17 protein-coding genes are annotated in these 25,621 nt (G+C 47.7%); 3 read left to right on the top strand and 14 right to left on the bottom strand.

Features of this window, described 5'->3' with window-relative positions:
• Positions 1-18 precede the first annotated feature (18 nt).
• Positions 19-141 carry a hypothetical protein gene (locus tag ABXR35_RS14250; protein WP_367061713.1) on the top strand — a complete coding sequence of 41 codons (123 nt, stop codon included), beginning with the start codon at positions 19-21 and terminating at the stop codon, positions 139-141.
• A gap of 47 nt (positions 142-188) precedes the next feature.
• Here the strand turns inward: ABXR35_RS14250 and ABXR35_RS14245 are convergent, their stop codons facing one another.
• From ABXR35_RS14245 to ABXR35_RS14190, 12 genes are all read right to left on the bottom strand, one after another.
• Entirely contained in the window at positions 189-2,750 is a 2,562-nt protein-coding gene (locus ABXR35_RS14245; RefSeq protein WP_367061710.1) for a LamG-like jellyroll fold domain-containing protein, read from the bottom strand.
• A 498-nt stretch (positions 2,751-3,248) separates the two neighbouring features.
• On the bottom strand, positions 3,249-6,995 hold the full coding sequence (locus ABXR35_RS14240) for an alpha-L-arabinofuranosidase family protein (protein WP_367061707.1): 3,747 nt from the start codon (positions 6,993-6,995) through the stop codon (positions 3,249-3,251).
• A 261-nt stretch (positions 6,996-7,256) separates the two neighbouring features.
• Positions 7,257-7,967, bottom strand: coding sequence for a hypothetical protein (locus ABXR35_RS14235; protein ID WP_367061704.1), 711 nt, complete (start codon positions 7,965-7,967; stop codon positions 7,257-7,259).
• Positions 7,968-8,195: 228 nt separating this feature from the next.
• Positions 8,196-11,084, bottom strand: a complete 2,889-nt coding sequence (locus ABXR35_RS14230; protein WP_367061701.1) for a glycoside hydrolase family 3 C-terminal domain-containing protein — start codon at positions 11,082-11,084, stop codon at positions 8,196-8,198.
• Between the two features lie 404 nt (positions 11,085-11,488).
• Positions 11,489-13,873, bottom strand: coding sequence for a polyprenyl synthetase family protein (locus ABXR35_RS14225; RefSeq protein WP_367061698.1), 2,385 nt, complete (start codon positions 13,871-13,873; stop codon positions 11,489-11,491).
• 235 nt (positions 13,874-14,108) lie between these two features.
• A complete protein-coding gene (locus ABXR35_RS14220; RefSeq protein ID WP_367061695.1) occupies positions 14,109-15,161 on the bottom strand; it encodes a YheC/YheD family protein in 1,053 nt (350 codons plus the stop codon).
• A gap of 208 nt (positions 15,162-15,369) precedes the next feature.
• A complete protein-coding gene (locus tag ABXR35_RS14215; protein ID WP_367061692.1) occupies positions 15,370-16,032 on the bottom strand; it encodes a hypothetical protein in 663 nt (220 codons plus the stop codon).
• 147 nt (positions 16,033-16,179) lie between these two features.
• Positions 16,180-17,262, bottom strand: a complete 1,083-nt coding sequence (locus ABXR35_RS14210; protein WP_367061689.1) for an SPFH domain-containing protein — start codon at positions 17,260-17,262, stop codon at positions 16,180-16,182.
• A gap of 62 nt (positions 17,263-17,324) precedes the next feature.
• Positions 17,325-18,248 carry a TPM domain-containing protein gene (locus tag ABXR35_RS14205; protein ID WP_367061686.1) on the bottom strand — a complete coding sequence of 308 codons (924 nt, stop codon included), beginning with the start codon at positions 18,246-18,248 and terminating at the stop codon, positions 17,325-17,327.
• Positions 18,245-19,276 (bottom strand): TFIIB-type zinc ribbon-containing protein, encoded by a 1,032-nt coding sequence (locus tag ABXR35_RS14200; RefSeq protein ID WP_367061683.1) that lies wholly within the window; start codon positions 19,274-19,276, stop codon positions 18,245-18,247. Before ABXR35_RS14200 ends, ABXR35_RS14205 begins: the two co-directional genes overlap by 4 nt.
• Before the next feature lie 101 nt (positions 19,277-19,377).
• The gene (locus ABXR35_RS14195; RefSeq protein WP_367061680.1) at positions 19,378-20,079 is read right to left on the bottom strand and encodes a PspA/IM30 family protein; all 702 of its coding nucleotides are present in this window, start codon (positions 20,077-20,079) and stop codon (positions 19,378-19,380) included.
• A 361-nt stretch (positions 20,080-20,440) separates the two neighbouring features.
• Entirely contained in the window at positions 20,441-21,694 is a 1,254-nt protein-coding gene (locus ABXR35_RS14190; RefSeq protein WP_367061677.1) for a mechanosensitive ion channel family protein, read from the bottom strand.
• 292 nt (positions 21,695-21,986) lie between these two features.
• Between ABXR35_RS14190 and ABXR35_RS14185 the strand changes: the two genes are divergently transcribed.
• Complete coding sequence (locus ABXR35_RS14185) at positions 21,987-22,544, top strand: SMI1/KNR4 family protein (protein WP_367061674.1); 558 nt, start codon at positions 21,987-21,989, stop codon at positions 22,542-22,544.
• A gap of 47 nt (positions 22,545-22,591) precedes the next feature.
• Entirely contained in the window at positions 22,592-23,194 is a 603-nt protein-coding gene (locus ABXR35_RS14180) for a hypothetical protein (RefSeq protein WP_367061671.1), read from the top strand.
• Positions 23,195-23,400: 206 nt separating this feature from the next.
• Here the strand turns inward: ABXR35_RS14180 and ABXR35_RS14175 are convergent, their stop codons facing one another.
• Positions 23,401-23,988 (bottom strand): hypothetical protein, encoded by a 588-nt coding sequence (locus ABXR35_RS14175; protein ID WP_367061668.1) that lies wholly within the window; start codon positions 23,986-23,988, stop codon positions 23,401-23,403.
• Positions 23,989-24,108: 120 nt separating this feature from the next.
• On the bottom strand, positions 24,109-25,587 hold the full coding sequence (locus ABXR35_RS14170) for an amidase family protein (RefSeq protein WP_367061665.1): 1,479 nt from the start codon (positions 25,585-25,587) through the stop codon (positions 24,109-24,111).
• Positions 25,588-25,621: the final 34 nt, after the last annotated feature.

Raw genomic sequence — 25,621 nt, 5'->3', positions numbered from 1 at the left:
CAGGGCGCATCCGCAACCATGAAGATGGCAGCGAATCGCTCTACGGCGATGGCGTTATCGCTCATTATAAAGAAGGAATCGACGAGCGAGATTGAAGGATTTTCAGATTATATTGAACATTCTGCTGGTTTTGCCAAATAGGCAAGCTTGAGATGGATAAACCTACTTCTACTTCCGTATGAATCGGATCAGCGTGCCGATAGCTTCGCCAATTGTGATGGGGTCAGCGCACCAGTGAAGATACTCAGCTCATCCAGTTCCCCTTGGAACGGCGTATCCCAGTAGTTGACACCTAGACCGAAGCTGGCGTCATTCGTACCGGAAAACACATCTGGGAAACCTGTACCGCTGAATGTTTCCTTGCCATCCACATATACTTGCACCGCACCATTATCCACGGAGATTGCTAGATGACTCCATTGACCAGACGGAATCTTCAGACCGGTGCTGGCATCATACCAAGGCTGACTGCCAGCCCAAAGCATCGTATGGTCACCTGCACTGCCGCGTGGTAACAGGCTGATCCAGTGGTTCGAATCTGCCGCTCCGAAGAAGGCAGGTGTGTATGTTGTTAGTGTTTCTGGCTTCACCCATAGTGACAACGAATACGAGTTGCTGTGAATCAGACCATTCGGCAGACGCACTCCATATTGTCCGTCAAATACAAGCGACTGCCCTTGTACACCCTGACCATATGTGGCATAGGTGGCACGGGTGACGTTCACATCCAGACGGTTGCCAGTCCATACGCCTTGCCCCCATGTGCCTGTGCTGTCATTCAGATTGTTGTCAAAGCTGTATTGCGCTACCAGCTGTGCATTCACATACGGTAGAACCTGTACAGTAAACGTTTTACTGCGTTGGCTGGCTCCGTTTCCAATCGTTGCCGTTAGCGTAACTGGAACAGCAGCGTTGCCGGATTCTGGACGATGAACGGTGCCGTTGGTTTGTACAATCTCTGGATTGGATGATGTCCATGAGATGGTGGTACCGCGACTGCCCGACTGCGGTAGATTGAGGTTGGTGGTCACTTCAGCCGTATCGCCCAGCGTCAGATCATGATATACATCGTCCACTACCTGTGCATCTGACTCATCTGCTAGACGACTACCCCAGCCCATCGTGCCATTGGATGACAATGCAGTAAAGGTCATTATATATTGCTCAGATACCTGATCCCAATCCTTGACGAATACGCCGGTGTACTGCACACCGCCCAGTGTCAATTCAGCATCGGCAGTGCCTTTCTTTTTCCATGTTCCTTGTACTTCGCCGGTTACGGTATGGTCAGCGTTCAGGCGAATGTATTGCGATGATTTGATGGCAGCGGACGAATCATTGCCGTGATCAACAAATTGGTAATCGCCGACGATCATTTTATCACTCACTTTAGACAGCTGCTCGCCTGCGTAACGATAAGGCGATACAACCGGCCAACCATCCTTGTTCATATACATCTGATGCACCCGCACTTCATGTTCCTCGCCGCGTGCTGGGAAGCGGGAATGGAAGACGAGGAACAACTGGCCTGTTTTGGCATCCGTATAGACGGAGTTATGACCCGGTGATACATAGCCAACGTTCTCGCCATAGCCCGGATCGCCCGGCTTGCTACCAAAGATAAAGTTGCCGATCAGCTTGTTGCCATATTCATTATTGTCCGCATCTGCTGGCCATGTTGCCTGATGCCCTCTAGCATCGGTGTAGATGCCATCTGGCGTTTTGGAGCGGAAAACGCGCATATTGTAGCCACCGTTTGCTGCGAGACCACCGTAGGTCATGTACAGGTAGAAATAGCCAGTGTCCTTGTTGTACTGAATGTATGGGCCTTCGCCAGATTTACCGTAACCGCCAGCGATTTTGGTGCCAAAATAGCGGTCGATGAGGCGACCATCGGATGTTTTACCGTCTTTGCCCGGATAGATCGGTTTGCCTGTCTTCTCATCCACTTGCAGCACATAGATGCCGCCCGACCAAGAGCCGTAGGTCATCCACAGCTTGCCTTTTTTATCATAAAAAATCGTTGGATCAATCGCGTTCGGGTACTGCTGATTGTTATACGAGCCATTGTCGTTAAACCAAGCCGGATTGGCAGCGCTCAGCTGCTTCTGGTCGATCAGACGCTGTACGTTGGTATTGGTCCACTTTTTGTCCACTTGGCTGTTCGCATCAAACGCGGTATCCTTCGTAAAGCCTGTGTAGATATAAGTGTCTGCATACGTGTACGGGCCTTCGATCTTTTGCGATACCGCCATGCCGATGGCAGAGCGGATATAGGTGGATGAAGTGGAGTAGTAAAGCGTATATGCTCCTTTGCTGCCGTCTTTGTTGACGTATTTCGGATTCCAGATCACGTCTGGCGCCCAGACTGCGTAGCCGCCTTTGCTATCAGCATCATTTTCGCCAGCCCATTTGAACGAGCCTGCTAGATTTTTGGATAGATCACCATACAGAGTGTTGCCCGGTGTGGTGTAACCGTTTGCAAAGTTGGTCCAGTGCATCAGGTCAGGTGACTTGGCGGCAGCGATATGGGAGCCGAAGACGTAATAAGTATTGCCGTCCTTGATGATGGATGGATCGTGTACGGTGGCATTGCTGAATGTAGGTGCCGATGTGGATGGCGCCTTGTTGTCGGATGCTGCTGAGGCAGTGGAAGCATTGCCGGGAATAGCGACGACAGCGGCTAAGGATAGGCTGAGTGCCGCAAGGACGAGCTTTTTACCGGATGATTGGATAGAGAATGAGACCATGCTGGGAAAACCCCTTTCGTTTGGGCTTGCTCGTTGGCGTTGTGCTTGGTGCAGGGACCGCTTTGGGAAGGAATAAGGGAACGGGACTCCGGTGGAGCCGCGCGAATCTACGGATTAGGGCGATACTTGTAGATTCACGCCCCTCCAGAGAGGTAAGATACTTTGCTTGCGCAAAAATCACTTCTCATGGAACTTCGTGTTTGAAAATCGTAAACACGGGAAGTCGTCCTTTTCCCTTATTTCCTTCCCTCCGCTCCGTGCACCTTGCATCATGCGCAACTGCAAGTGGTGGGTGGTAGTGAAGGGTAGAGATTGTAAAGACTGGGTGCTTGAAGCACTTGAAGATATTTGATTTGTTTTTTATTGCTGGCGTACGAGAAGTTTTGTTGATTTGTTTTATTCGTTTATATGGAATATCTGTGTGTCTTGTTGATATTCTGTTTGATTTCACTTCTGCTGTAGCAGATTTGTTGGTGCGATTTTTAGTATTGCGTACTGCTATTTGCGGATGTTAAGTACTAACACGTTGACCGAGTTGGGTGGTAGATTGAGTGTGACAGTTGATTCGGTCAAGGTTAGCGATTGTTCGGTTGGGACGACTTGCTCGGCGTTTTTGGTGTTGACGTTTGGTACGTGCACGAGTGATTCGTCGCCGGTTAAGGTGAGCCATCTGGCAGATGGATCAACGTTCAGGTGGTTCAGTTGCAGACGGGTTGCTTTGGCAGCAGCATCAGCGTTGACCAGTTTGATGTAGACGTGCTGGTCATCTTTGGTAACGGAATGGAAGACTTCGCGATTGTAGGCTTCCAGTTTGTAGTCCAGCACTTTGCTGTTGAATGTTCCGTCAGTATAAGAGCAGATCAGGCGATTGCCGGTTCCGCCTCCATAGTTGACGGTAATGGTGTATTCGGTATCGTCGGACAACGGCTCATAACTAGCAGCGCGCAGGTTGCCAGCTGCGGTACTAGAGGAATAGTCGCCCAGTGTGTAGCCTTCGATGCCTTGTTTGTACACTTTGACCCCTGTTGCGTTGCCGCCGTAGCCGATTGCGTATTCCAGTACATCCTTGGTATCGGGACGAATATCGGTCAGACCTGCGCCGATATGGAAACCGTCGATGCCGGATGTACGCACAGCAACCACGTCTACTTTGTAGTCGATCCAGTTGTCGTTCAGCACATACAATCCGTTCAAGCCGCTATCCTGTGCGGATAGGATCAGTCCAGTCTCTTGCTCCAAACGGTAACCAGCGGAACCGGGAATGATCTTCCATTCTGGCAGCAATTCGCTTGATGTTGTAAAATCCTGTTCCAGCAGTACTGCACCATCTGTATTGGAAGTGACGGTTACTTTTTTCACTGTAATCTCTGCTTGTCCGGTAGCGATCTCGATACCGCCGCGTGGGATCAGCTCCAATGGGCGACCGTTTTTGTACGTGGAAAAGGAGGTTTCCAGTACTTTGTCACCGAGATAGGTAGCGAACAGATGCTGTACATAGTAGTTTGGCGTGTACCAAACCGTCTCATCGTCGAACCAGATGCAGTCCGGTGTCCAGCGGTAAGTGCCATCGGTCAGCACTTTGTTGAACAGCGGTGCATACGCGGCGAGACGAACCACGTCCGCGTTATTTTCAAATCCGGTCATCACTGCGGCTTCGGCGACGGCTCCGGCAAGTGTATTTTTGTCGGTAGATGCGTACTCGCCGACGAACACTTTGGACGTATGGCGCCAGTCGATGCTGCCGTCTGGCAACTGCGCGCGATGGTAGTAATTGTATCGGTCTGCGTTGTTGAGCAGGTATTCATTGGAACGGTAATAATGCTCGTCCGCAATCGTATCCATATAATCCGGCTGATCAGCATACCATGTAATCTGCTCCCGAATGACGTTCTGTCCATCGGCAAATTCCACTTCAGCGCCGCCTTCCAGATTGCCGCTTAGGAATTTCCAACCCTGTTGATACGCATCGTCATCCGCCTGCGCGCCGACGGTAGAGATAATATGCAGCTCATGACCCGGATAGTGAGCAGCAACATATGCTTCAATATCCCGTTTAAACACTTCAAAATTGGCGAAAAACTCCGTTCCCCAGTTCTCGTTGCCCACACCCAAATAGCGCAGATCGAATGGCGCCTCATGTCCCATATGACGACGCATCGCCGCCCACTCGTTGTGTTCGAAATCCATACTAATCGCAAAGTCGATCAGATCGGTAAAGTTCTTGATATAATGCTCACGCAATGCGCCACCTGCTGGATGCGCATAATCCGAACGCGCCTGACAGAGTACACCGCACGCCATAACTGGCAACGGAACCGCATTCAGGTCTTCCGCGAGTTGGAAATATTCCATATAGCCGAGACCCATCGTCATCATATAGCCCCAGACGTTGAAATTCTCCTTGCGCAGCTCAATATCACCGATGGAATCTTTCCAATCGTACACATTGTCCCAGATAAAGGAGCCTTCCGAGATACAGCCACCCGGAAAACGCAGGAACGATGGCTTCATATTTTGTAATGCTTCTACAAGATCGCGGCGCAGACGGTAGTTCGGGTTACCTGTGTAGTTGGCGTGAGCGGACGGGGAATGTTCTTCCTCCCCTGCACCCCATACATCCTGTGGTACAAGCGATACCATATCAATGGATACCTCGCCGTTAAAGGTCAGTGCCAGCTGACCGAGTACATTCGTGCTGCCATGCAAGACAATCGGTGTCTCCACCCCATACTTGTTCCATTGTCCATCACCTGCAATCGCGATGTTCACTGGCTCACTCGCTGCTTCGCCATTTGACGTTTGTAGTTGCAGCGTGATCTCCGCTTCCTGCTCTGCTTTTGCCCAGATGGTAAAGGTATAGCGAGCGCCAACGCGAATATTCATCGCACATCCACCATTGCTATCGTTGAAGCCGCGATTGATGATGGTCGTTCCATCTGCTGCGGTCACATAATACGCATTTACATCTGGATCATCCACACCAAAATGCTCATTCAAGCCACCGGTATGCTGTACCGTCAGCTTGTCCGTTTGTCCATACCATGCAAACAATGGCTCCCGGTTGCGTCCAGTCGAACAGCCACACGCCCCGGAAGCATGAGAATATGTATCAAAGGCAAACGATTCAAACGAGCGATTCTGCACCATTTCCGCATAGATACCGCCGTCCGCTGCATTGTTAATATCCTCGTAAAATAGCCCGTACATCACTTCGCTCACATCCAGCACTTCGCGGTCGCCATGTACCGTCAAGGTATAAGGCGGCAGATCTGCTGGCAGCACAGACACGTCAAAGCTCTTGTCTACAACATGCTCGCCGCGCGTTAGTGTAGCCTTCAACTGCACACCCTGCGGCGATTGTACATGCAGCAGCTCGCCGGTATGAGACAGTACTTCCGGTTGACTGGATGTCCATTGTACAGTGACACGACCGCCCATTAGCTCTGTGGGCAGATGTAGCGACTTGGTAACAATGCTGGCTGGTGCAGACAGATATTTATCCCGTGCTAGCTGGATCACTTCGTCATCTCCAAGCGAATCGCACATCACTTCGATCACTTCATCTGCACTCAAGCCCGCCTCATACACACGGAAGTCGGCAACCGCACCCGTATAATCGTCGTCCGCTGCGAATTGCGAGCGTCCGATATAATTGCTGCGGTAATGCTCAGATGAACCGAAGGAAGCAAACCAGCTACGCAGTTTAGCATAGTTGCCACTCGATGTTTGGCTGATCGTGCCGTCGACCGCAATCTCGCCGTTAACGTATACAATCGGTCCCGCGCTGCTTTGCGTTCCACCTTGAGTGCCTTTGATTGCAAATGCTACGTGCATCCATTCGTCGCGCACATACCCTTTACCCGGATCGACTGCCAGATCACCGTCTGCGGTAAGCGTACCGCGCATTTGCCGAGTCAGAAATAATGACGGCTTGCCCTCTCCGCTACCAAAATCAAAAATCCGCTCCCAGATGCTCACGCCCATACCAAAATTCACCCATGCCGCTACCGTAAGACCTGTGTTATCGCTTACATTTTCCAGTAGGGAAGCTGGCAATTCCAGATAACTTGTTCCATTGGCGCCTCCGCCAAACCAAGCTGCTTTCCGTCCATGAATATCCTTGATTTCCGGTGCTTGTTGACCTGCTACATGTGCATCATTACCGCGCCCTGACCGATCTGTACCTGCTTGCTCTTGCCCATCTAGCCGATACCATGCAATTAACGTTTCCCCAAGCTTGCTCATGATCTACAACTCCTGTGTCGGTATAGTTAATATTATTATTAATATATTAATATAATTGTATTATATACTGTCATACTACTCCATATGTAGGTTGTTTTTCAACTGCTAAATGCAGAATGTTCAAAAAATGACATGTTTTATAAACAAATATGTACGTCATTTACCAATTTCATCGCTTATGCAAGAAAAAGCCGAAAGCATATGTTCTATACGCTTTTGGCTTTTTAAATCCATATAAATGATTCTTTCTTAAGCTACATTTTATTGATAATTCCCTAAAACTACACCAAACATATACACGCCCGCCTCATCCTGCTTGGTGTATACACTAACTGTTCCCGGAACATCGGTTGATCCAAGTTCTGTAGCAATTTGATAGTAGCTTGGAATAAACTCTGCCAACTTTTCACTCTTATAAACAACTACATGATGTTCTTGATCAGCATCGTATTCCTTAACTTTTTGAACATCAGAAGGTAAAAAGTCTTTTGCTTTCACTAGCGCTTCTTTTATCGTACGTCTGGTTTGTGGATCAGATCCATATTCATAAGACAGATTATCTGCAATTTCCCCATCTGAATAAAAAATAAGCAATGTTTTGTTTTGGTAGCTGCCTATTTCGTCATCCTCATTGCGATTCTCACCATATTTGGCTTCAATCTGTGATTTTGTGCTGCCGATCCCGATGTAATCAGTTTTCGGAATGGCTGTTTCCTTATTAGATCCGGCAATTTCTTTAGCTTCTGCAACCTCTTCAGAAATTTGTTCTTTGGTTTCGGTCGTTTTGTTATTGAGTGTATCAGTCGTTGCTACATCAACCAATACTTCTTCCACCACCTCGTTTTCAACAGGTTCGGCAGTAGAAGAATATTCGTTCTTTTTATTGATATTCTGTAACACAATCACAAACAAAAGCACAATAGCTAGCCACATCCACCATTTTTTAAAAGGTTCTTTATTTGATTTTTTCATATATATCCTCCTAAATTATGTATATCGCTCTGTAAGTTTAATTTTAAAGCCTACAAGCGTCAACTATATGTGCTTGCATAAAAAATAGCCGTACACTTAGAATCTAATCTAAGCATACGGCTACAGTTATTTTGCATCTATTTACTATTGTTCCATTTCATTCATGTTACTATTTTTCAAACTACTCTGAGCGAAGATCACTATAGCAGTCGATTCACAATGAATCCATTACACCTTTTTCAACTCGATCCATTCCACCTGCATACCCGGCTTCACAAATTCTAGCGTCAGCTCGTAGATTCCTTTTTCCAGCTTCACTTTCACCAGCTTCTGTCGTATCCAGCTTCCTTCGGTGCCATTTGTCTGTGCCGTCGTCACCAATTGTCCGTTAAACAGCAGATTGGTCGCACTTTGCGCCATATGATTGCCTTCGGACATCACTCGCATAAACAAGCGATACTCGCCTTCCTCTGGCACCTGAATCACAGTTACTCCGTCTGTCTGCACCGGAATCTGTACATCTTCCCCTGCGGTCGTTGCCTGTTCATGCCCATTGCCCACACTGGAAGCTGCCGCAAAGAAATGCGTTTGCTCCTTCAACAGTTCCCCCCGTGCAAACACAGGTGCTTTTACAATAAAGTCGCAAATATTCACCGCACAGCGCTGCAATTCGCCAACTGTCAGTGTGCCATTTTCCAGCGATTCCATCGTATTGTCGTTCCATACATTCGTCTCCGCACCATAGTTGGCAACGACCATGTACAGATCATTTTGCGCCCGAATCATCCAGTTCGTATATTTGCGATCCGCTTCCCCGCCGTTGGCGCAGTCATTCATAATCGCCCACCAGTCGGTCATCACGATACCTTTGAAGCCCCATTCCCCGCGTAGCAGTGTGGTGTTCAGATCGTAGTTGGATGCTGCCCAGTGACCATTGATCGGGTTGTACGAGGTCATCACCGAATTGGCGCCACCTTCGCGCACAGCAATCTCAAAACCTTTCAAATAAATCTGGCGCAGCGCGCGCTCCGATACGACCGCGTCTACTTTACTGCGATGCTGCTCCTGATTGTTGCAGGCAAAGTGCTTGAGCGTCGCATTGGAGCCGCCGTCCGTAATGCCGCGTACACATGCCGCTGCAAATACACCAGAGATATACGGGTCTTCGGAAAAGTATTCAAAATTCCTCCCGTTCAGCGGGCTGCGACGAATATTCAACCCCGGTCCGAGTAATGCGTCAATATGGTTACGCAGCATTTCCTTACCTTCCAGTACATATAGCTCCTGCACTAACTCCACATCCCATGTCGCCGCCAGCAGTGTACCGATCGACACTTGTGTCGATTTGTCGCCGCTATCCATCCGAATACCGGATGGACCATCCGCTGTACACGCAACGGGAATGCCATAACCGAGCAGACGATCAGTGACTCCGCCAAATGCAGATGCCGTTCCCGGTGTCGCCAGCGGACTACTCATGCCTTCTGCACGTACCAGCGCAGCGAGGTCTTCATTATCCAGTTGAGCTACAAACTGTTCCAGCGAAATCGTTCCATTGCCCACATCCTGCAACGTATAACCCTGATTCCCTGTCTGAGTCAATCGTTGCGGCAAGCGGCTCTGAATACGATCTGCCAGCACAATCTGACGCGTCGGTACTGGCTCCGAAGATAGCTCATAGGAACCATCCGGCTTACGCACACCCGGCTTGATCCGGTTAAACGATTCCACTGGCGCCATCGCTTCTTCCCATTGCTCTACTACACGCAGTTCAGGGATATATAGACCTGCAGTTGCTGTATCACCACCGTTTGTGAGCATTGGCTCGCTTGCTAAACTCTCAGCATTACTATCTCCCGACGCTGCTCCCTGTCCTGCTTGAGCAGAACCTGCTGCAAAAGAGACCGGTGTCGTGTCCTTCACACTGGTACCGACATGGAATAGATACGTTCCCGGCTCTAGCACATAAGCATGCGCATGACCGGTTACCCCAGCATCGTCGTACGAAGCCAAGCGATTGACCGGAACAGACAACGTCAGTGTCTGCGATTCGCCCGGTTGCAGCAGTTTCGTTTTACCAAAGCCCGCCAATGAACGTGTCGGCTGACCAAGCTTGCCCTGCGGTGCTTCCACATACAGCTGCACCACTTCTTTGCCCGCATATGCCGAACCGGTATTCGTCACCTTCACCGATATCTCTACCTGCTCTTGCCCGTCACGGGTTACCACTGCCGCCTCATCTGTTTCTAGCGCAAATGTCGTATAAGAGATACCATATCCGAACGCATACTGTACCTTTTCTGGGCAAAAGGTTTCAAAGTACCGATAGCCGACATAAATGTCCTCTGCATACACGCTTTTGAACTCATTTCCGTAGTTGGAAGTGGAAGGATAATCGTCGATGGAATAGGCAATGGTATCGGTCAATTTGCCGCCCGGTGTTACCTCTCCGACCAGCACATCCGCAATCGCGTTACCGCCCTCCATGCCACCATGCCAAGCATAGATGACCGCTCCAATAGGATGCACATGCTCCGTTGCATTCACCCAGCTCATATCGACGATGTTGGACACATTCAGCACAACCGCTACCTGTTCAAAATGCGCCGTAACCTGCTTCAGCATATCTAGCTCGTCCTCTGTTAAACGATAGCTGCCCGGCTCGTCGGCATTGTCCTTATCCTCGCCCGCCGTACGTCCAATCACCACAACCGCCTTATCCGATTGACGTCTCGCTTCTGCCACCAGCTCGCTATTCAGCGGCATCTCTTGCTGATGCCACGGTTCAGCAGCCCAACCGCCGCCGCCATTGTCAAATGGATGCTCCTGAATCCAATGTTCATACACCTGCGCCAGCTGCTCATTGACCGTGATATTCCCTTTGCTGCGCAGCCCATCCAGCAGATTCGTCGTATATGCCACATTCACGCTACCGCCTGATCCTGTACCGCTTCGATAATAATTCACCTGTACCCGACCAAAAATCGAAACGCTTTCATTTTTCGACAGCGGTAAAATGTGATTCTCGTTTTTCAGCAATACCGCACCGTCGGCTGCAACCTTTCGGCTAAATTCGGCAAAGCCTTCCAATGGAACTCCAATTTGCGATGTTGTCATGTTCGTTTCCTCCCATTCGCTGAATCAAAATATGTAAATGAATACTACTCCGTCATTTCAACCATTTCGGCTCTATCCACCCGCAATATCCGAGCTTTTTCCAACGCATACGCCTTGCCAATCGCGGCTTGTACGCATCCGTCTCTTCCATACTCCACCATTTGAAGTACGCTGTCAACCACATGAATTACACCGATGCGATCTTCCTCCATTGTAATGTTAAAAATGTAATTTCATTCTCAATATTCTGTTATTTTCATATCTCAATACACAGTTAAAACAGCCCTTAACTTCCAGCACACGCATGTTGCATACCAACAAGTATACAAACTTCATATGCCAAAAGAATCAGAGCTGTCTTACAATCTACCAAATTGTTGATGCCATAACCGTCTTACCGCTCGTCACCGATCCCGATGCACGATATAATCCAGCAAATGCTTCAGAAATGGCACTGCCTTCGGCATCTGCCGCAGCGTCTCTAGCGCATCGCAATAATGATTCCACATCTCTCGCTGCGCACCATCCTCACCGAGAATGGATACAAAGGTCGAGTTATGGTTACTCTCATCCTGCCCTACTGGTTTACCCAGATGCACGGTATCCCCTTTGACATCCAGTAGATCATCTTTAATCTGAAAAGCAATCCCCGCATGATAGGCGAATGTTTGTAGGGTTCGAATCTCCTGCTGCTGCGCCTGCGCCAGAATCGCTGGCATCACCAACGAAGCTTCAAATGCCGCACCCGTTTTGTAAAAGCAAATATCATTCAGCTGCTCTAGCGTTAAGTTCTGTCCACGGGAATGCAGATCCATCGCCTGCCCCGTACATAGCTCCTCAGCCTTTTGCGCTGAATAGTCCATCAACTGTAACACAGTATCGGCGGCAAATCCGGTCATGGACGCTTGCTCGCGGATACTTTTCTGAATCAGGAATAGACCGCTCAGCTCCGCTGTCGCACTATCGTGCATCTCATGCAAGGTCGCCCGCCCGCGTCGCGATGGCGCGTTGTCCTGCGAAGGCAAATCATCGAAGATCAGAGAAGCGGTGTGCATGTATTCCAGCGAACGCAGTAGCGGCATAACCGCCTGTGCATCCAGCCCATAATGCTGCACACCCATCACCCAAGCGAGAATCGGACGCAGCCGTTTGCCGGAGCCTTTTAGACTGTAGTTGGCAGCATCGATCAGCAACTCATTCATCGGAAGTATTCCCTCACGAGTCGCAATCGGCAGTTGCTGATTAATCTGCTCACGTACCTGTCGCACCGTGTCTTCAAACTGCGCCTGCTGCTCCCGATCCTGCCGCAGATGGATCAGCATCTGGTCACGCAATAATTTGTCGAGAAAATCTACATCCTCCGCATCTCGCACCATCCGCTGAATAACACGATTCCATTGCGGCATTCCGGCGGTCAACCGCTCCATCAGTTCATTATAACGAGCTGCTCCCAGCCGAGCATACGCACGCTTCAAACCGTTGATTGCCCGGTCCAGAATGACCTCGCGCGTAGCTTCATCCGAGCGATACACATCATGAATGAGATAGTGGATGACTGCCCAATACAGCTCAAACGGATTCATCAGATCGTCCCGCTGTTGTCCATATTTTATATAATACGTGTACGGTGTCACCGCCCCACGCTCCAAATCGTCAAACAAATCAGCAAAATCATCCGCCAGCTGATTATAAATTCCGTAACAAAACGTACGCTGGTCAAACCCTTCATCCTCATCTGCCCCAATAATGGAGCGCGCCACCAGACGCGAGCATGCCGACTTCAGAATCACAGGCACATACAACGCTTCATTGCTGTATCCCGCATCCTCCAGACTGCGCGTCCGATCCACATCCTGCGCCTGAAAAAACACATACGCCTGCTCGAAAAACACACCCTGCACCTGCGGCTGCTGGCGACCCTTGATATACTCAAATGCTTCACGCAGTTCACCGTGAATATAGCGGATCAGCTCCGGCTGGCTGCCTGACCAATCGCCCAGCTTTGGCACTGATCCGGTCAACAGCGCGCTACGAATCAGACGTGAATACTGCTCCTTTTCCGCTGCGGTGAGTAGATCCGAGTCCAAAATATCGTCGATAAACGGATACGTCAGCCCGTATGAGTACCCCAGACGAACCGCTTCATCTAGCCTACGCGAACGCTCGCTGGGCGGCACGGTATCGTCCATTTCCTCCACTGCATGCAGCACAACACCAACGATGATCTTGATCAATTTGCGCTGGGCTTGTTCCGCATTCATGCCTTCTGGAATATGAGTGGTCACCTGCTGTAACTTATCCATCACCCAAATAATCGCCGTTTCCACGCCTTCGCGCTGCGCCCAGCGGTACACACCATCTAGGCTCATAAACTCAGGCACATTATTTGTTTTGGACTGCGACGAAGTGAGTAGACGCTTTTTCAGGCTGTTTGCCACTTCCTGCACACGTAGCTGTGTATGTGGATCATGCAGCGCCCGCCCCAGATCGCGCATATAAATATACGCTACACTGCGCTGCAAATAACCATCCAGCTTCCCCGTCATCTGTAGCCATTGCATATAGACATGGTAATCCCGCATATCCGGCTTTTGCTTGATTGGCAGCCAGCGCGTAAGCCGAGAAGATAGCGAAATATGCTGCTTTTGCCATTGACCAAAATCCGCCATTAGCCCTTGCGCGTATCGCTGCCCCTCCAACTGCTGACACAGTTCTGCAAAATACGCTGCCGCCTTCCGTTCCGCCGCCGCATACCCATCTTCCGCCCGATTGTTGAATAATTGATTCATAAGGCTTTCCCTCAAATCCTGTTCGTTATTTGTCATAAGTACAGAGTAATACGGAGAAATAACGGCGGGGTTACGGAATAATCGACGCAGACTGACGAAGATTCTGCAAGCATATAAGGGTAGAGTCAGCCTAGGATAATGCTAGCCATCCATTCGTTGCCACGGTATGGTGACACTCCCATTGCTTAGACAGTCGTCATGAGCGCTACATGTCGAACGACTGTACACTCCTCATCTAGCTATTGCTTGTGCTCTTATCGTGCTGTGCTTCGTTGTATAAATACATACAATGCGCCATGGCAGGAATGGATAGCTGCATCTGGTAATACGGCGAGCGCGGCAGACCAAGACCCGCTTCAAATAGCCAAATGCGGTTCTTTTTATCCACCCCAATATCCAGTCCTAGCTCATGAAAGCCACCACCAATCGCTTCTTCCAAATAGGATGCCAGCGCTAATCCATAATCGCGTAGCTGGTTGTCCATCTGCCCATCCACCTTTTCACCAAACCGATGCAGCAGAAAATCCGCCCATGTGCTTGTTCCGCGATACGTCGAATCACTGTTGGTAATCTTAATATGCGGACGCAGCGATAACGTCACCGATTTAAATGCTACCACCCATTCATTTTGACCATTTTTGGATAGATGCACTCGAATATGAAATGGATACCCATGCGATGTTTCACTGCGGATCAGCTTTTGCGCACAGAATTTCTTCGGAATCAGCGCCTCAATTACCTGCAGCATCTCCTCGCGACGAAACATATGCAGCTGCTCCTGATCAAATACCTCGATTCCGTCCTCTGTCAGCTGCACTGTCAGCGCATTACGCCCCATAAACCCGCCATCTGGCTTCAAAATGACACGCTTATGCTTCTCAATAAAACCCATCACCTTGTCCGGTTCCTTCATGGTCATAAATGGAATCAGATTCTTTTTCAACCCTTCGTGGTGGCGAATCAGATTGTAGATTTTCGTTTTCCCAAAGCCACGCCCCTTGAGTGTATGCCCCATGGGAATACCATCTAGCTTGCGATACGCGTCTTCATACCGCTCATGTCCACGGCGACGCGTGTTGTCATAGATCACATCGGGATAACGAAACTCCCCCTGTACCCACTGATTATCGATCAACTGCATCCCAGTAATGCTGTCCTCTTTGACATCCCATGTATAAAAATAGTACAAATCAGCGCCATAATAAGCTGCCGATAATGTACAAGCTCGCATCAGATCCGGTTTCACCTTCCAGCCCAGCATCATGCCAATCAACGGTCTATGGCTCATCTTCTGCTACCTCCTGTCGTGTTGAAATATTACGATTGTAGTTTGTATATGTATTGTACTCAATGCAAGAGTCGGCATACAGAAATTTTCTTAGATGACACTGGATGTAGACGCTGGTTCAACGAGAACAAAGCCATGAACCGAGCATAGTACTGGTTCATGGCTTTGCTTTGTTGTCAGACATGTTAAAGATTGCGTTATGTACAATCTATGAAGGATCGTCTGATTTGGTACTTTTCGCTTCAATATTCGGCAGTAATGATATGAATCTGGCAAAGGTCAGTAAGGTCATAATTAGACCAATCATCGACTGGATGGAAACCAAGTATAACCCAAACGATTCCTTGATATTAAAGTTAGGCGGTCCAAACGTCGTCATTGTTACAAAGCTAATATAAATAGACTGCGCAAAATTATTTTTGATGTCATTTTCGATAATAAAGAATTTGATCGCAAACAAATAGGTAACCGAGAACCAGAATACAATTTCTACAAAGTTATGAAATAGTAGAATCACCATCCTGCGGTAATCTGCGATTTTATAAGGGATATTTTTTCTTTCAGATCGATACTGATCAAATAACAATACATTGATCTGGTAAATGATAATCTCAAAATTCCGCAAAAATCCATATATCATCAATGGATAAATAATCCATTTGATGGTACCAAAATAGTTTGCAATAATAACCGCAATAAAGGATAACAACACGTGACCGACTACCCACAGCTCCACAATATGTGTATGGTTCTCTTTTCCTTTTTTCTTACGGTAATATCGTATAAGTTCAAATAATGAAATGCACTTTAACCATCCAAACAATGTAGCATAATAGTAAACGATATCTTTTTCATTGTTATCTGCTGCCAATGAACTCCCCCCTATACTATTACCTATCGGCATATTGCTTCAAATCATGTTGCCAAATCAAAAAGCGATCCATGTCGGTGTATGACCGAATGGATCGCTTGATACATTTGTAACGAAAGATTGCATATATTCTTTCATTCAAAATCATTACGCCAGCTTATACCCACAATTCGGGCAGAAGTTTGCTCCTTCATTCTTCGCGCCACAGTTGGGACAGAAATTCGGCTTTGTACCGCTGGAACCTGTTGGTGCAGAACCATCCTGACTTCCCTGTCCACCAGAGTTGTTATTACCTGCATTTTGCCCAGCTGTGGAATTGCCGCCATTATTGCCGTTTGCATTCTGCGCGTTGGTATTGTTCTGCCCACCGTTATTCTGACCATTCTGCTGATTCATATTCTTCATCATTTCGTTCGCCATATTCATGCCCATCATCATGCCCGCCATATCAGACGCGGTACCGCCGCCCTGCACTTTACCGGATGCAATGCCATCTGTCATGCTGACCTGCTGATATTTTTGCATGTTGCCGATCATCTCATGCGAAGCTGTCTTCGTGATCATATCCTGAATTTCTTGCGGATAGTTGAAGCTCATCACTTGGAAGCCAGTAATACCGATACCCAGCTGCATCATCTGCATATCCAGATCCTCACGAATCCCGTTGGCAATATCAAACGCATTCGCTTGCAGATTGAACATGTCCTTCCCTTCGCGCACAATCCATTTCATCAGCAGCTGATCGAGCACAGATGTAATGCGGATTTTCACATCTTCGACTAGATAGCTCTGCTTGATGCCTGCTACTTTGTCGATCAGGGACACATAATCGCTGACCTTGAAATTAAACGTCCCGTTCGCACGAATCGGCATGCCACCCGGCAGCTGCGGGGCAGGGATGAGAATTGGACTTTGTGTTCCCCAGCGCACGGTAAATTCCTTCGTATTTACGAATAGTACTTCTACCCGCATCCCGCTGTTAAAGCCAAACTTGAATCCCTTCAGCGTGGACAGAAACGGAATAATATCCGATTCCACATTAAACGAACCCTCGTCCTCAAAGATCCCTTCAATCTTGCCATTGTTCAAAAAAATAGCATCCTGCCCAGAGCGAATAATGAGCTTGCTGCCCTTCTTAATCTCACGATTGCTCCATTTCCAGAAGATCATATCATCTCTAAATTCTTCCCATTCCACAACATTAGCAAACTGATTTTTGAAAAATCCCATATGCAGTACCCTCCCTGTATTTGAAGTTTGGAATTGTTGATGATGTTGCTTACACCATAACGCTAAAAGGAACCGCGACTTCCGCTATGCGAATGACCGCCGCTGCTTGTTCCACCGCCTCCTCCGCCACCACTGCTGCTACTGCTTTTTTCGATTTTCTGCTTGGTGACGGTGGTGTTGATATATCGGTCGTAATGATCCAACAGTGACGATGCACTGGTATCCTCATAGGTTGCACGATCCACTGTCACCCGACCACCGGAACGATACGCCATAATCCAAACGACAATGATGCCGATCAGAAGCGCCAGAGCCGCTTGAAACCAGAATTTGAACAGCAAATTATCTGGATTCACCCCTGTCCGATAACCCATATATTCATACGAGCGCTGAATATATTTTTCAAAAGCGGCTGTATAATTGCCATTGCTGAGATCGGGAGTGATATAGTTACGAATCTTGTCCATCCGCGAGTCGTCCAACAGCTGCTCCGCTTCACCAAAGCCAGCCAGATAGATGTCCCGATTACGCATATCTAGTGTGAGAATTGCGGCACTCCCGTACCTTTGGTTATAGCCAAATGCCTTGTTGTCGTACAGATTTTCTGTCAGCTTCACCACATCCAGATTGTCATCATTATTCGTCGTATAAATGACGAAATCCGTCTGCCGCAGCGCCCCATATTGATTCGCCAGCTTGTTAATCTCCTGCTTTTGCTCTGTGGTCAGCAATCTGGCAGCATCATATACGAGCGTCTTGTTGCTCGTTGTCGTCTGACTAGAACCGGAGGCATGCACCAGAGTTGGCAACCCCACCATGCCACCCGTACATAGCAACGTCAGGAATAGCAGCAAGATCAGCAAACGTTTGCCAACCTGCGAATAGCATTTGCGTTTGGCATCTATGCGAGTAGGCATGATTATCTTTTTGCCTTCCATCTTCATCTGGTTGCTGTTATAAAAAGGCTCATTCCGCTCCTTCGTCAAAAGAATCCACCTCCCAGCGCCCAAGAAACGGTCTTCAGACATACGAGCGATACAGCGCTAATTCCAGCAAACCAAGCAAATATCTTGCCCTTGCTGAGTGGCGGCTTGCCGACCACCTTGCCAGTCTGACCATTCATCGCAAACAGATATTCTTTGTGGTCAAAGTCATAATTCACCATCCACACTGGCAGCAGCACATAATCTGCACGCCGCACCGTCGTGTCCACCTGTCGGTCGGTATAGCTCACGCTGGAATAGCCCGTAACGGTAGAGGCAATAGATGAATCAATATATGGAATTGTTTTGTCCTTGGCACGCGGTAATAGATCGTTATCGTCGTAGTTGTATTTTTCAGCAATATAGCCCGCCAGATATGGCGTTTTAAAGTCCTTTAATTGAGCATATGGAAAAGGCTCCAGCTTATCCATGAGCTGGTCGTTCATTTTCTCGGAGGCATCGACGGGCAGATTGACGTAGTGCAGCCGCATACGTCGGTAAAACTCGTAGTGCTGGGTTTCCGTGTAATGATAATCGCCCTGCGTGTAGCTGCGCACTCGGGTCGCATGCCCGCGCGCCTCCGCAATATTATGTAACTCATATAACCAGAATGGCACATACATGCCAGTCATGCTTTTGATCCGGTCGGCAGACATAAAGCCAGCTGGCGTAAGCAGTCCGTTACGACACCATTTCTTGAATGCCTGCTCTGCTTGCTGCTTACTAATGGAAAAAGGAATCACACTCACTGGCGCAAGCTGACCACTTAACCGCTCACTCAGCACCACAGGTGAACCGCAAAAGCTACACGTCGTTGCACTCGTCTCCGGCTCGGTCACCAGATCAGCGCCGCAGTTCGGACAGTGGTATTCTTTTACTTCGTCGCCAGTAAAGACGACCTTTTTCAATGGATCGGGCAGCTGTTCGATATTATCCTGCCTGCCGCAGCTTGGACAGGACAGCATACCAGTATTGCTATCGAACATCATGCTGCTGCCGCAGTTGGGACATTTGTAATCAATAACGGGCATGAATAGATTCACCTCGGTTTGAAATGCTGGACTGTACAGGTGGAACAGCAACTAGATCCCTGCATCTTATTTCGTCATATAACAAAGAACAAAGATATAGTCTAGCCTTTGTATTGTTGTTGGATCGCGGCTAATTCGTCCTGTGGTGTAGCTGCAGTCGTACTCATATTGTCAGGTTGTGCGTTCATTTGCTGCTCCAAGCGGGCAATCAGCACATCCAGATCTTCCTCCGGCTGAGCGCTACCGCGCACTTCAGCGAGCGCTTCCGCTTCGTTAAGTGCTTGATTCGCCTTTTGCTGCATACTATTCAGCGCATCGCTAGCGCCAGCGAAGGTGTTAGCGTTAGTGCTTTGCTGAAGCGTTTGCGCTTGGTTTAGCTTGCTTTGGATGTCGGCGTAGCGAGTTTGTAGGGTGTTCAGATCGCTCGTCAGCTTGATCTGCATCTGCCGCATTACATCTGCCTTAGCGGCTGCACGTTCATGAGCGGCTTGTAGCTCGCTATGCTTTTGCGCCAGCTGCTCTTTCTTTTCCAGAAAACGAAGTGCGCCATCCGAATCACCATTTTGCACCGACTTCTCGGCATACCGTTGTAATTTGGCAATCTCCCCGCTACTCTCGTCGAGCGCGCGCTTGCTGCGACTTTCCTCCGCCAGCACGGCTGCCGTCTCCGCCTTCACCTGTCCTATATCGCTCGTTAGCTGCTGCATATATTGCCTTGCCGTGCGCTCAGGATCATCCGACCGCTCTAGTATGCTGTGCAGATTCGCCTTCATTACGTCTCTAAACCTACTCCAAATACTCATGTCCGTTATCTCCTTTCGGAAAGGTATATGTAATATTGTACCCGAATCGTGGGAGAGAGGTTTCATTTTTTGTGGATCAGGATGAAGATATGGGGTATCAGAATATGTATGACTCTTTTCAAACATGCAATCATATATGTATTAGAAACGAAAATAAGGGAATCGACTTCAGCATATACAGATTCCCTTACACCGTTTTATAAAACGTCTATTTATGCTAAAAGCTTGTTATACTAAAGTCTCCACTGTCATTCCTATTAGCATAAAAGCCATTCATCTGCTCATTGAGAGATGAATGGCTTTTACGTGTACAGCGTGTAATTCTACATATCCACTTCACTTCCACCTTGTCTTAATCCAATCAATCCCCTTGCACCAACAGTGACTTCTCCTTGAGCCGCCCAATATCATGCCCAGTCGGATTCTGGAATGTGCGCAGTCCAAACGTTGGAGCCACCGCGAAGATATGGTCAAAAATATCTGCCTGCACCCCTTCATACACCGCCCACGTCGTATCGCTGCTGAACGCATAAATCTCCAGCGGCAGCCCATTATCCGCAGGCGCCAATTGACGCACGATCAGCGTCATATTGCTGTGAATACCCGGATGGTTTTTGAGATACCGATACACATATTCCCGAAACACCCCAATATTCGTCAGTTGTCTTCCATTCACCTTACTCTCCCGGTTAATCTGACGCTCTGCATTGTACGCCTCAATCTCCGCTACCTTGCTATCCAGATAATCGACGAGATAATGAATTTTCCGAAATTCTTGGATCATCTCTGGTGTGCAAAAGGTAATACTGCTCGTATCGATCTGCACACTGCGCTTGATCCGCCGACCACCCGACACCTGCATCCCGCGCCAGTTGCGAAACGAATCCGAGATCAGAGCATAGCTCGGAATCATCGTAATCGTCTTATCAAAATTCATTACCTTCACCGTATTCAGCGTAATGTCGATCACATCGCCATCGGCATTGTACTTGGGCATCTCAATCCAGTCACCCACCCGTACCATATCGTTGGATGACAGCTGGATACCAGCAACCAAACCGAGAATCGAATCCTTGAAAATGAGCATCAACACCGCCGACAGCGCGCCAAGTCCGCTGAGAATAATAAGCGGATTTTGCCCGATCAGATTCGAGATAACAATGATGCCCCCGATAATAAACAACACAATCTTCGCCACCTGAATGTACCCACGAATCGGACGAATCTTGGATACTTCAAACGAACGATAGATCGCATCAAAGGCATTCAGCAGCGCATCGAATACCGTAATCGCCACCACAATCATATACGTCATTGCAGCTTTTTCGATCAGCTCTTGATACGATGGGAAGACCGATGCGGCATAGTAAATAATAATCGCTGGTACGAGATGGGACAGCTTGTGAAAGACCTTTTTCTCCACAATGATGTCGTCCCATGTATACCGATTGTTGTTGGCGATGTGTATAATCGTTTTAAGCACGATTTTCTGCGTAATCCAGTTGGCAAGAATACAAACGACGGCGATGAACAGTATCATAATACTATTGGCAGCATAACCAATCACCGCGTCATTCATGCCCAAATGTTGAAGCTGTTGTCTGATCAAATCCATGATGTATAGGTTCTCCTTCTGCTTGCATGTGTACTGGTTTCTTATTATAAAGGACTGCCTAGTGCGAAACCAAGTTTGCCAGAGTTCTATGCAGTATACATGTAAAGACAATAGACACAGAGAACAGAGAACAGAGAACAGAGAACAGAGAACAGAGAACAGAGAACAGAGAACAGTATGAATTGTAAAAAAAGTAGAGTCAGTACAACAGATAACGAAATAGCAAATCCTATGCTTTTCCAAGCGTCTATTCGTCTATATTCATAACCTCATAAGGAGCACCTACATATCCATGAACATATCCAAAATCAAACAATTGCTGACATCGAACGAGGTTAGCCTGCATCCCGGTCTGTCTGACGAAACAATTCATACCATCGAAACCTTCTACCAATTCCGTTTCCCACCGGATCTGCGCCAATTGCTGTCACAGGTTCAGCCAACTGGTAGGGGTTTTCCGATATGGGGAGATTTTTCAAAACGAGGAATCGCTTTGATGCAACAGTATTTGAACGCACCGTTGGAAGGTATCCTATTTGACATCCAATATAATTCCTTCTGGTATCCAGCATGGGGAGAGCGTCCTGCGAACCACCAAGCAGCTCAGGAGATCGCCAGACAACAGTATTCCCAATTACCAAAGCTCATTCCTATCTACGGTCATCGCTACATGCCAACCGAGCCGCATGAAGTCGGCAATCCTGTATTGTCTGTACACCAGACCGATGTGATTCCTTACGGTGTCGATCTGGAAGACTATGTTCAGATAGAGTTTGGAGACAAGCTGTATACAGATATGCAATTCGAGAAGATCAAGCACATCAGATTCTGGCTTGAATTGGACTCTTAGGTTTAAACGTCGTATGGAGTTTTCCGCATTTCAACAGGAGGTACCATATGCCTTATACTAAAGCCGTCATTACTATCGAACCTTATTACGAGCGTCCAAAATGGATGAAGCATGACCTTCCATGGAAACCTTATATGGCATTGACTCCGCAGGCAAGCGAGCCAGAAGTGGAATGGTTTATGAGAGTGCTACTAGGATATCATGACATAGATATGTCCCAATCCGCACAGACCGCCCTAAAGGAGCTGTCGCAACAAGAAGGTTTCATTATGCCAGGCGGAATCGCGTTTTTTGAAAATGAAGACCGCTACATACTACCGAGCTGCTGCGGCGGCATAGAGGATATCAATGAATTCTTAGTCTGTCTCGACAAGAAAATCAGTCCATGGATGGGACACGATCCTGATCCCACGTTAACGTATGACGAAAATCATGTGTACGTCTGGCCAGATCGTCTAGATCGTGCTCATCCTGAAAACATTCCCATCGTGTATACCAATCATGAATGGGTCTTGACTACTCAACAATCGGTCGCAGCATTACAGGGCTTTCTGGAAGGACCTCTGTATAATTGGCTGCGTTCTACCTCTTCGGATTATGCCGATCCTATTATTCGTATGCTTAAAGAGTGGTTACATACAACGAAATAATCATGCTTTATAACTGATGAGGCGTTGGAACAGCCGTAAGACTACAGTTCCAAAGAAGCCGGACAAATGGCATCTATTTGCCTCATATTGCCCTCTCTGCAAACGCATGTCATCAAACGGTTGGAACCTACTGATTATGAAATGGAGATGAAGGCAAACAATTAAAAAAGACCGCTGATTGGGCGGTCTTTCCTTGTATGCTAGATCTACATATTATGTTTCCAGATCATATACTGAAGCATGTCAGAATCGAAATGAAGTTTGGCTCCATCTTTTTCGCGAGAAAAAAGACTGATTCGCTCCATGATAAACTTTTCAATATGATCTAATGATAAACAAATAAATCCTGGCACATGCATCTCCCTTTTTGTAACTAAAAGTTTACCTACCTGATGAAAATCACCTTTAGCTATAGGATGAGACTCAAGAGTCTTTGAATGCTCTTGCAACTTTTTATTAGAGAAAAAGCCTATTCTCTTTAAGCAATACGATATACGTTCTTTTCGTCCCAGATGTATATCTTCACGACTTACATAATTACCTGATTTCACTTCACACATCAAACCAATATTAGTCTTCATACTGAAATGCTTAAAAAGCATCGGATCCTTATGGTCCACCCCTATTTCTTCGTACACAAATTTTGGTCGAATAGCAATTAAATCAGCGTCAGCGCTCTGACTTCCAGCGCATAGCCCTTCGCGATGCAATACAAAATTAGCAAGTGGAAAGAAACCATTAAACCTCAAATACCAATACACTAACTCTTCCGCAAAATTCTTCACTTTATTCATTCCTTATCCTATCGTTGTAATCACTCATGTACATTCTCATGGATATTCTCCATACAAATAAGTATACTCACTATTTTTATTATAAAGCAGAACTACGCTATCATAATTTCTCTAAAAATATCAAAACTCATCTAGCTCCAGCATAACCCGGTGCTTCGTCATCTGCTCAAATACAAACGCAATCTTAATCAAAGTCGGCTCACTCCAAGCCGTACCTATAAACGATATACCATGTGGTCCCTTTGTCACATATCCACCCGGAGCCACTACACCAGTATCCGCATATCCGCCAGGGACTGTAATCATCGGATACCCTGCCCGAGCAGCAAGATCACTTCCCATATCCCCTAGAAACATCAACGCATCCAAATGATGCTCTTGCAGCGCATAATCAATACCTTTTGTCCGTGCCATCTCCGCATTGTACTTCAAACTATCCAAATACTCCTTCTCCTGCAATGTCCCGCTCGTCTCCTCCGACCAATACAGCGTATTTTGCCCATACTTTAATGCACGCTCGCCATACTGCTCGTTAAAAGCAATCACATCCTGCAACGAATGCACTGGCACATCTTCCCGCAGCTTTTCCAAATACGCATTCAGCGCATATTTAAACTCATACCGCAGCACATCTGCATTCCACTGCGCCTGCTCACATGGAAGGTGCACTGGATCAACAATCGTTGCTCCTGCTTCCTTCAATACCGTAATCGCGGCTTCAAATATATGTAGTCTTGCTTCGTCCAACTCATTCATATACGTTCTCGGTATACCAATCCGTGCTTGCTGCAAAAAGCTTATATCCAAAAAAGGGGTGTAATCTTCATACGCACGAATCTCGGCAGTATTTGCTGTACTACTCTGCCCATCCTTTTCCACCAAACCACCCAATACAAACGCAACATCCGTCACCGTTCGTCCCATTGGTCCGGCTGTATCCTGTGTAAAGGTAATTGGGATGATACCCTGCTGACTCACAAGCCCCACTGTAGGCTTCAAGCCCACTACGCTATTTTGACTCGCTGGACTAATAATCGAGCCGGATGTTTCCGTACCAATTGCCGGTGCTGCCAAATTCGTCGCCACCGCTACCGCTGAACCAGAACTCGATCCACCGACAAACAGTTCGCCAGGTCCGTACGGATTTAGCGTCAATCCACCACGCGAGCTGTATCCTGCCCACATCTTTGGAGACATAAAGCTCGCCCATTCCGTCATATTCGCTTTTCCTAGTAAAATAGCACCTGCGGCGCGCAGATTGGCAGCGACCGCCGAATCTGTCATTGCAATAGAGTTCTCCAACGCGATAGCACCTGCGCTCGTGTGCATCTTGTCGGCTGTATCAATATTGTCTTTGAGCAGGATCGGGATGCCGTGCAACAGTCCTCTAACTCCTTGCTGTTTTCTTTCTTCATCTAGAGCTATAGCAATCTCCAGCGCATCTGGATTGATTTCCAAGACAACGCGAAGCTGAGGATTCAGCCTATGTATTCGCTGTATGTACACTTTCGTCAATTGCTCAGACGTGATGCTGCCCGACTCCAGCGCTTGCTGCATGGCAGATATATCTGCTTCAATTATCCATTGATCTATATTCATATAATCATCCTCCATGGATGGTGTATTCGATGCT

This window comes from Paenibacillus sp. JQZ6Y-1 (assembly GCF_040719145.1).
Classification (GTDB): domain Bacteria; phylum Bacillota; class Bacilli; order Paenibacillales; family Paenibacillaceae; genus Saccharibacillus; species Saccharibacillus kandeliae.
Note: the sequence above shows the minus strand (reverse complement) of the source record. Positions and strands in the feature narration are given on the sequence as shown.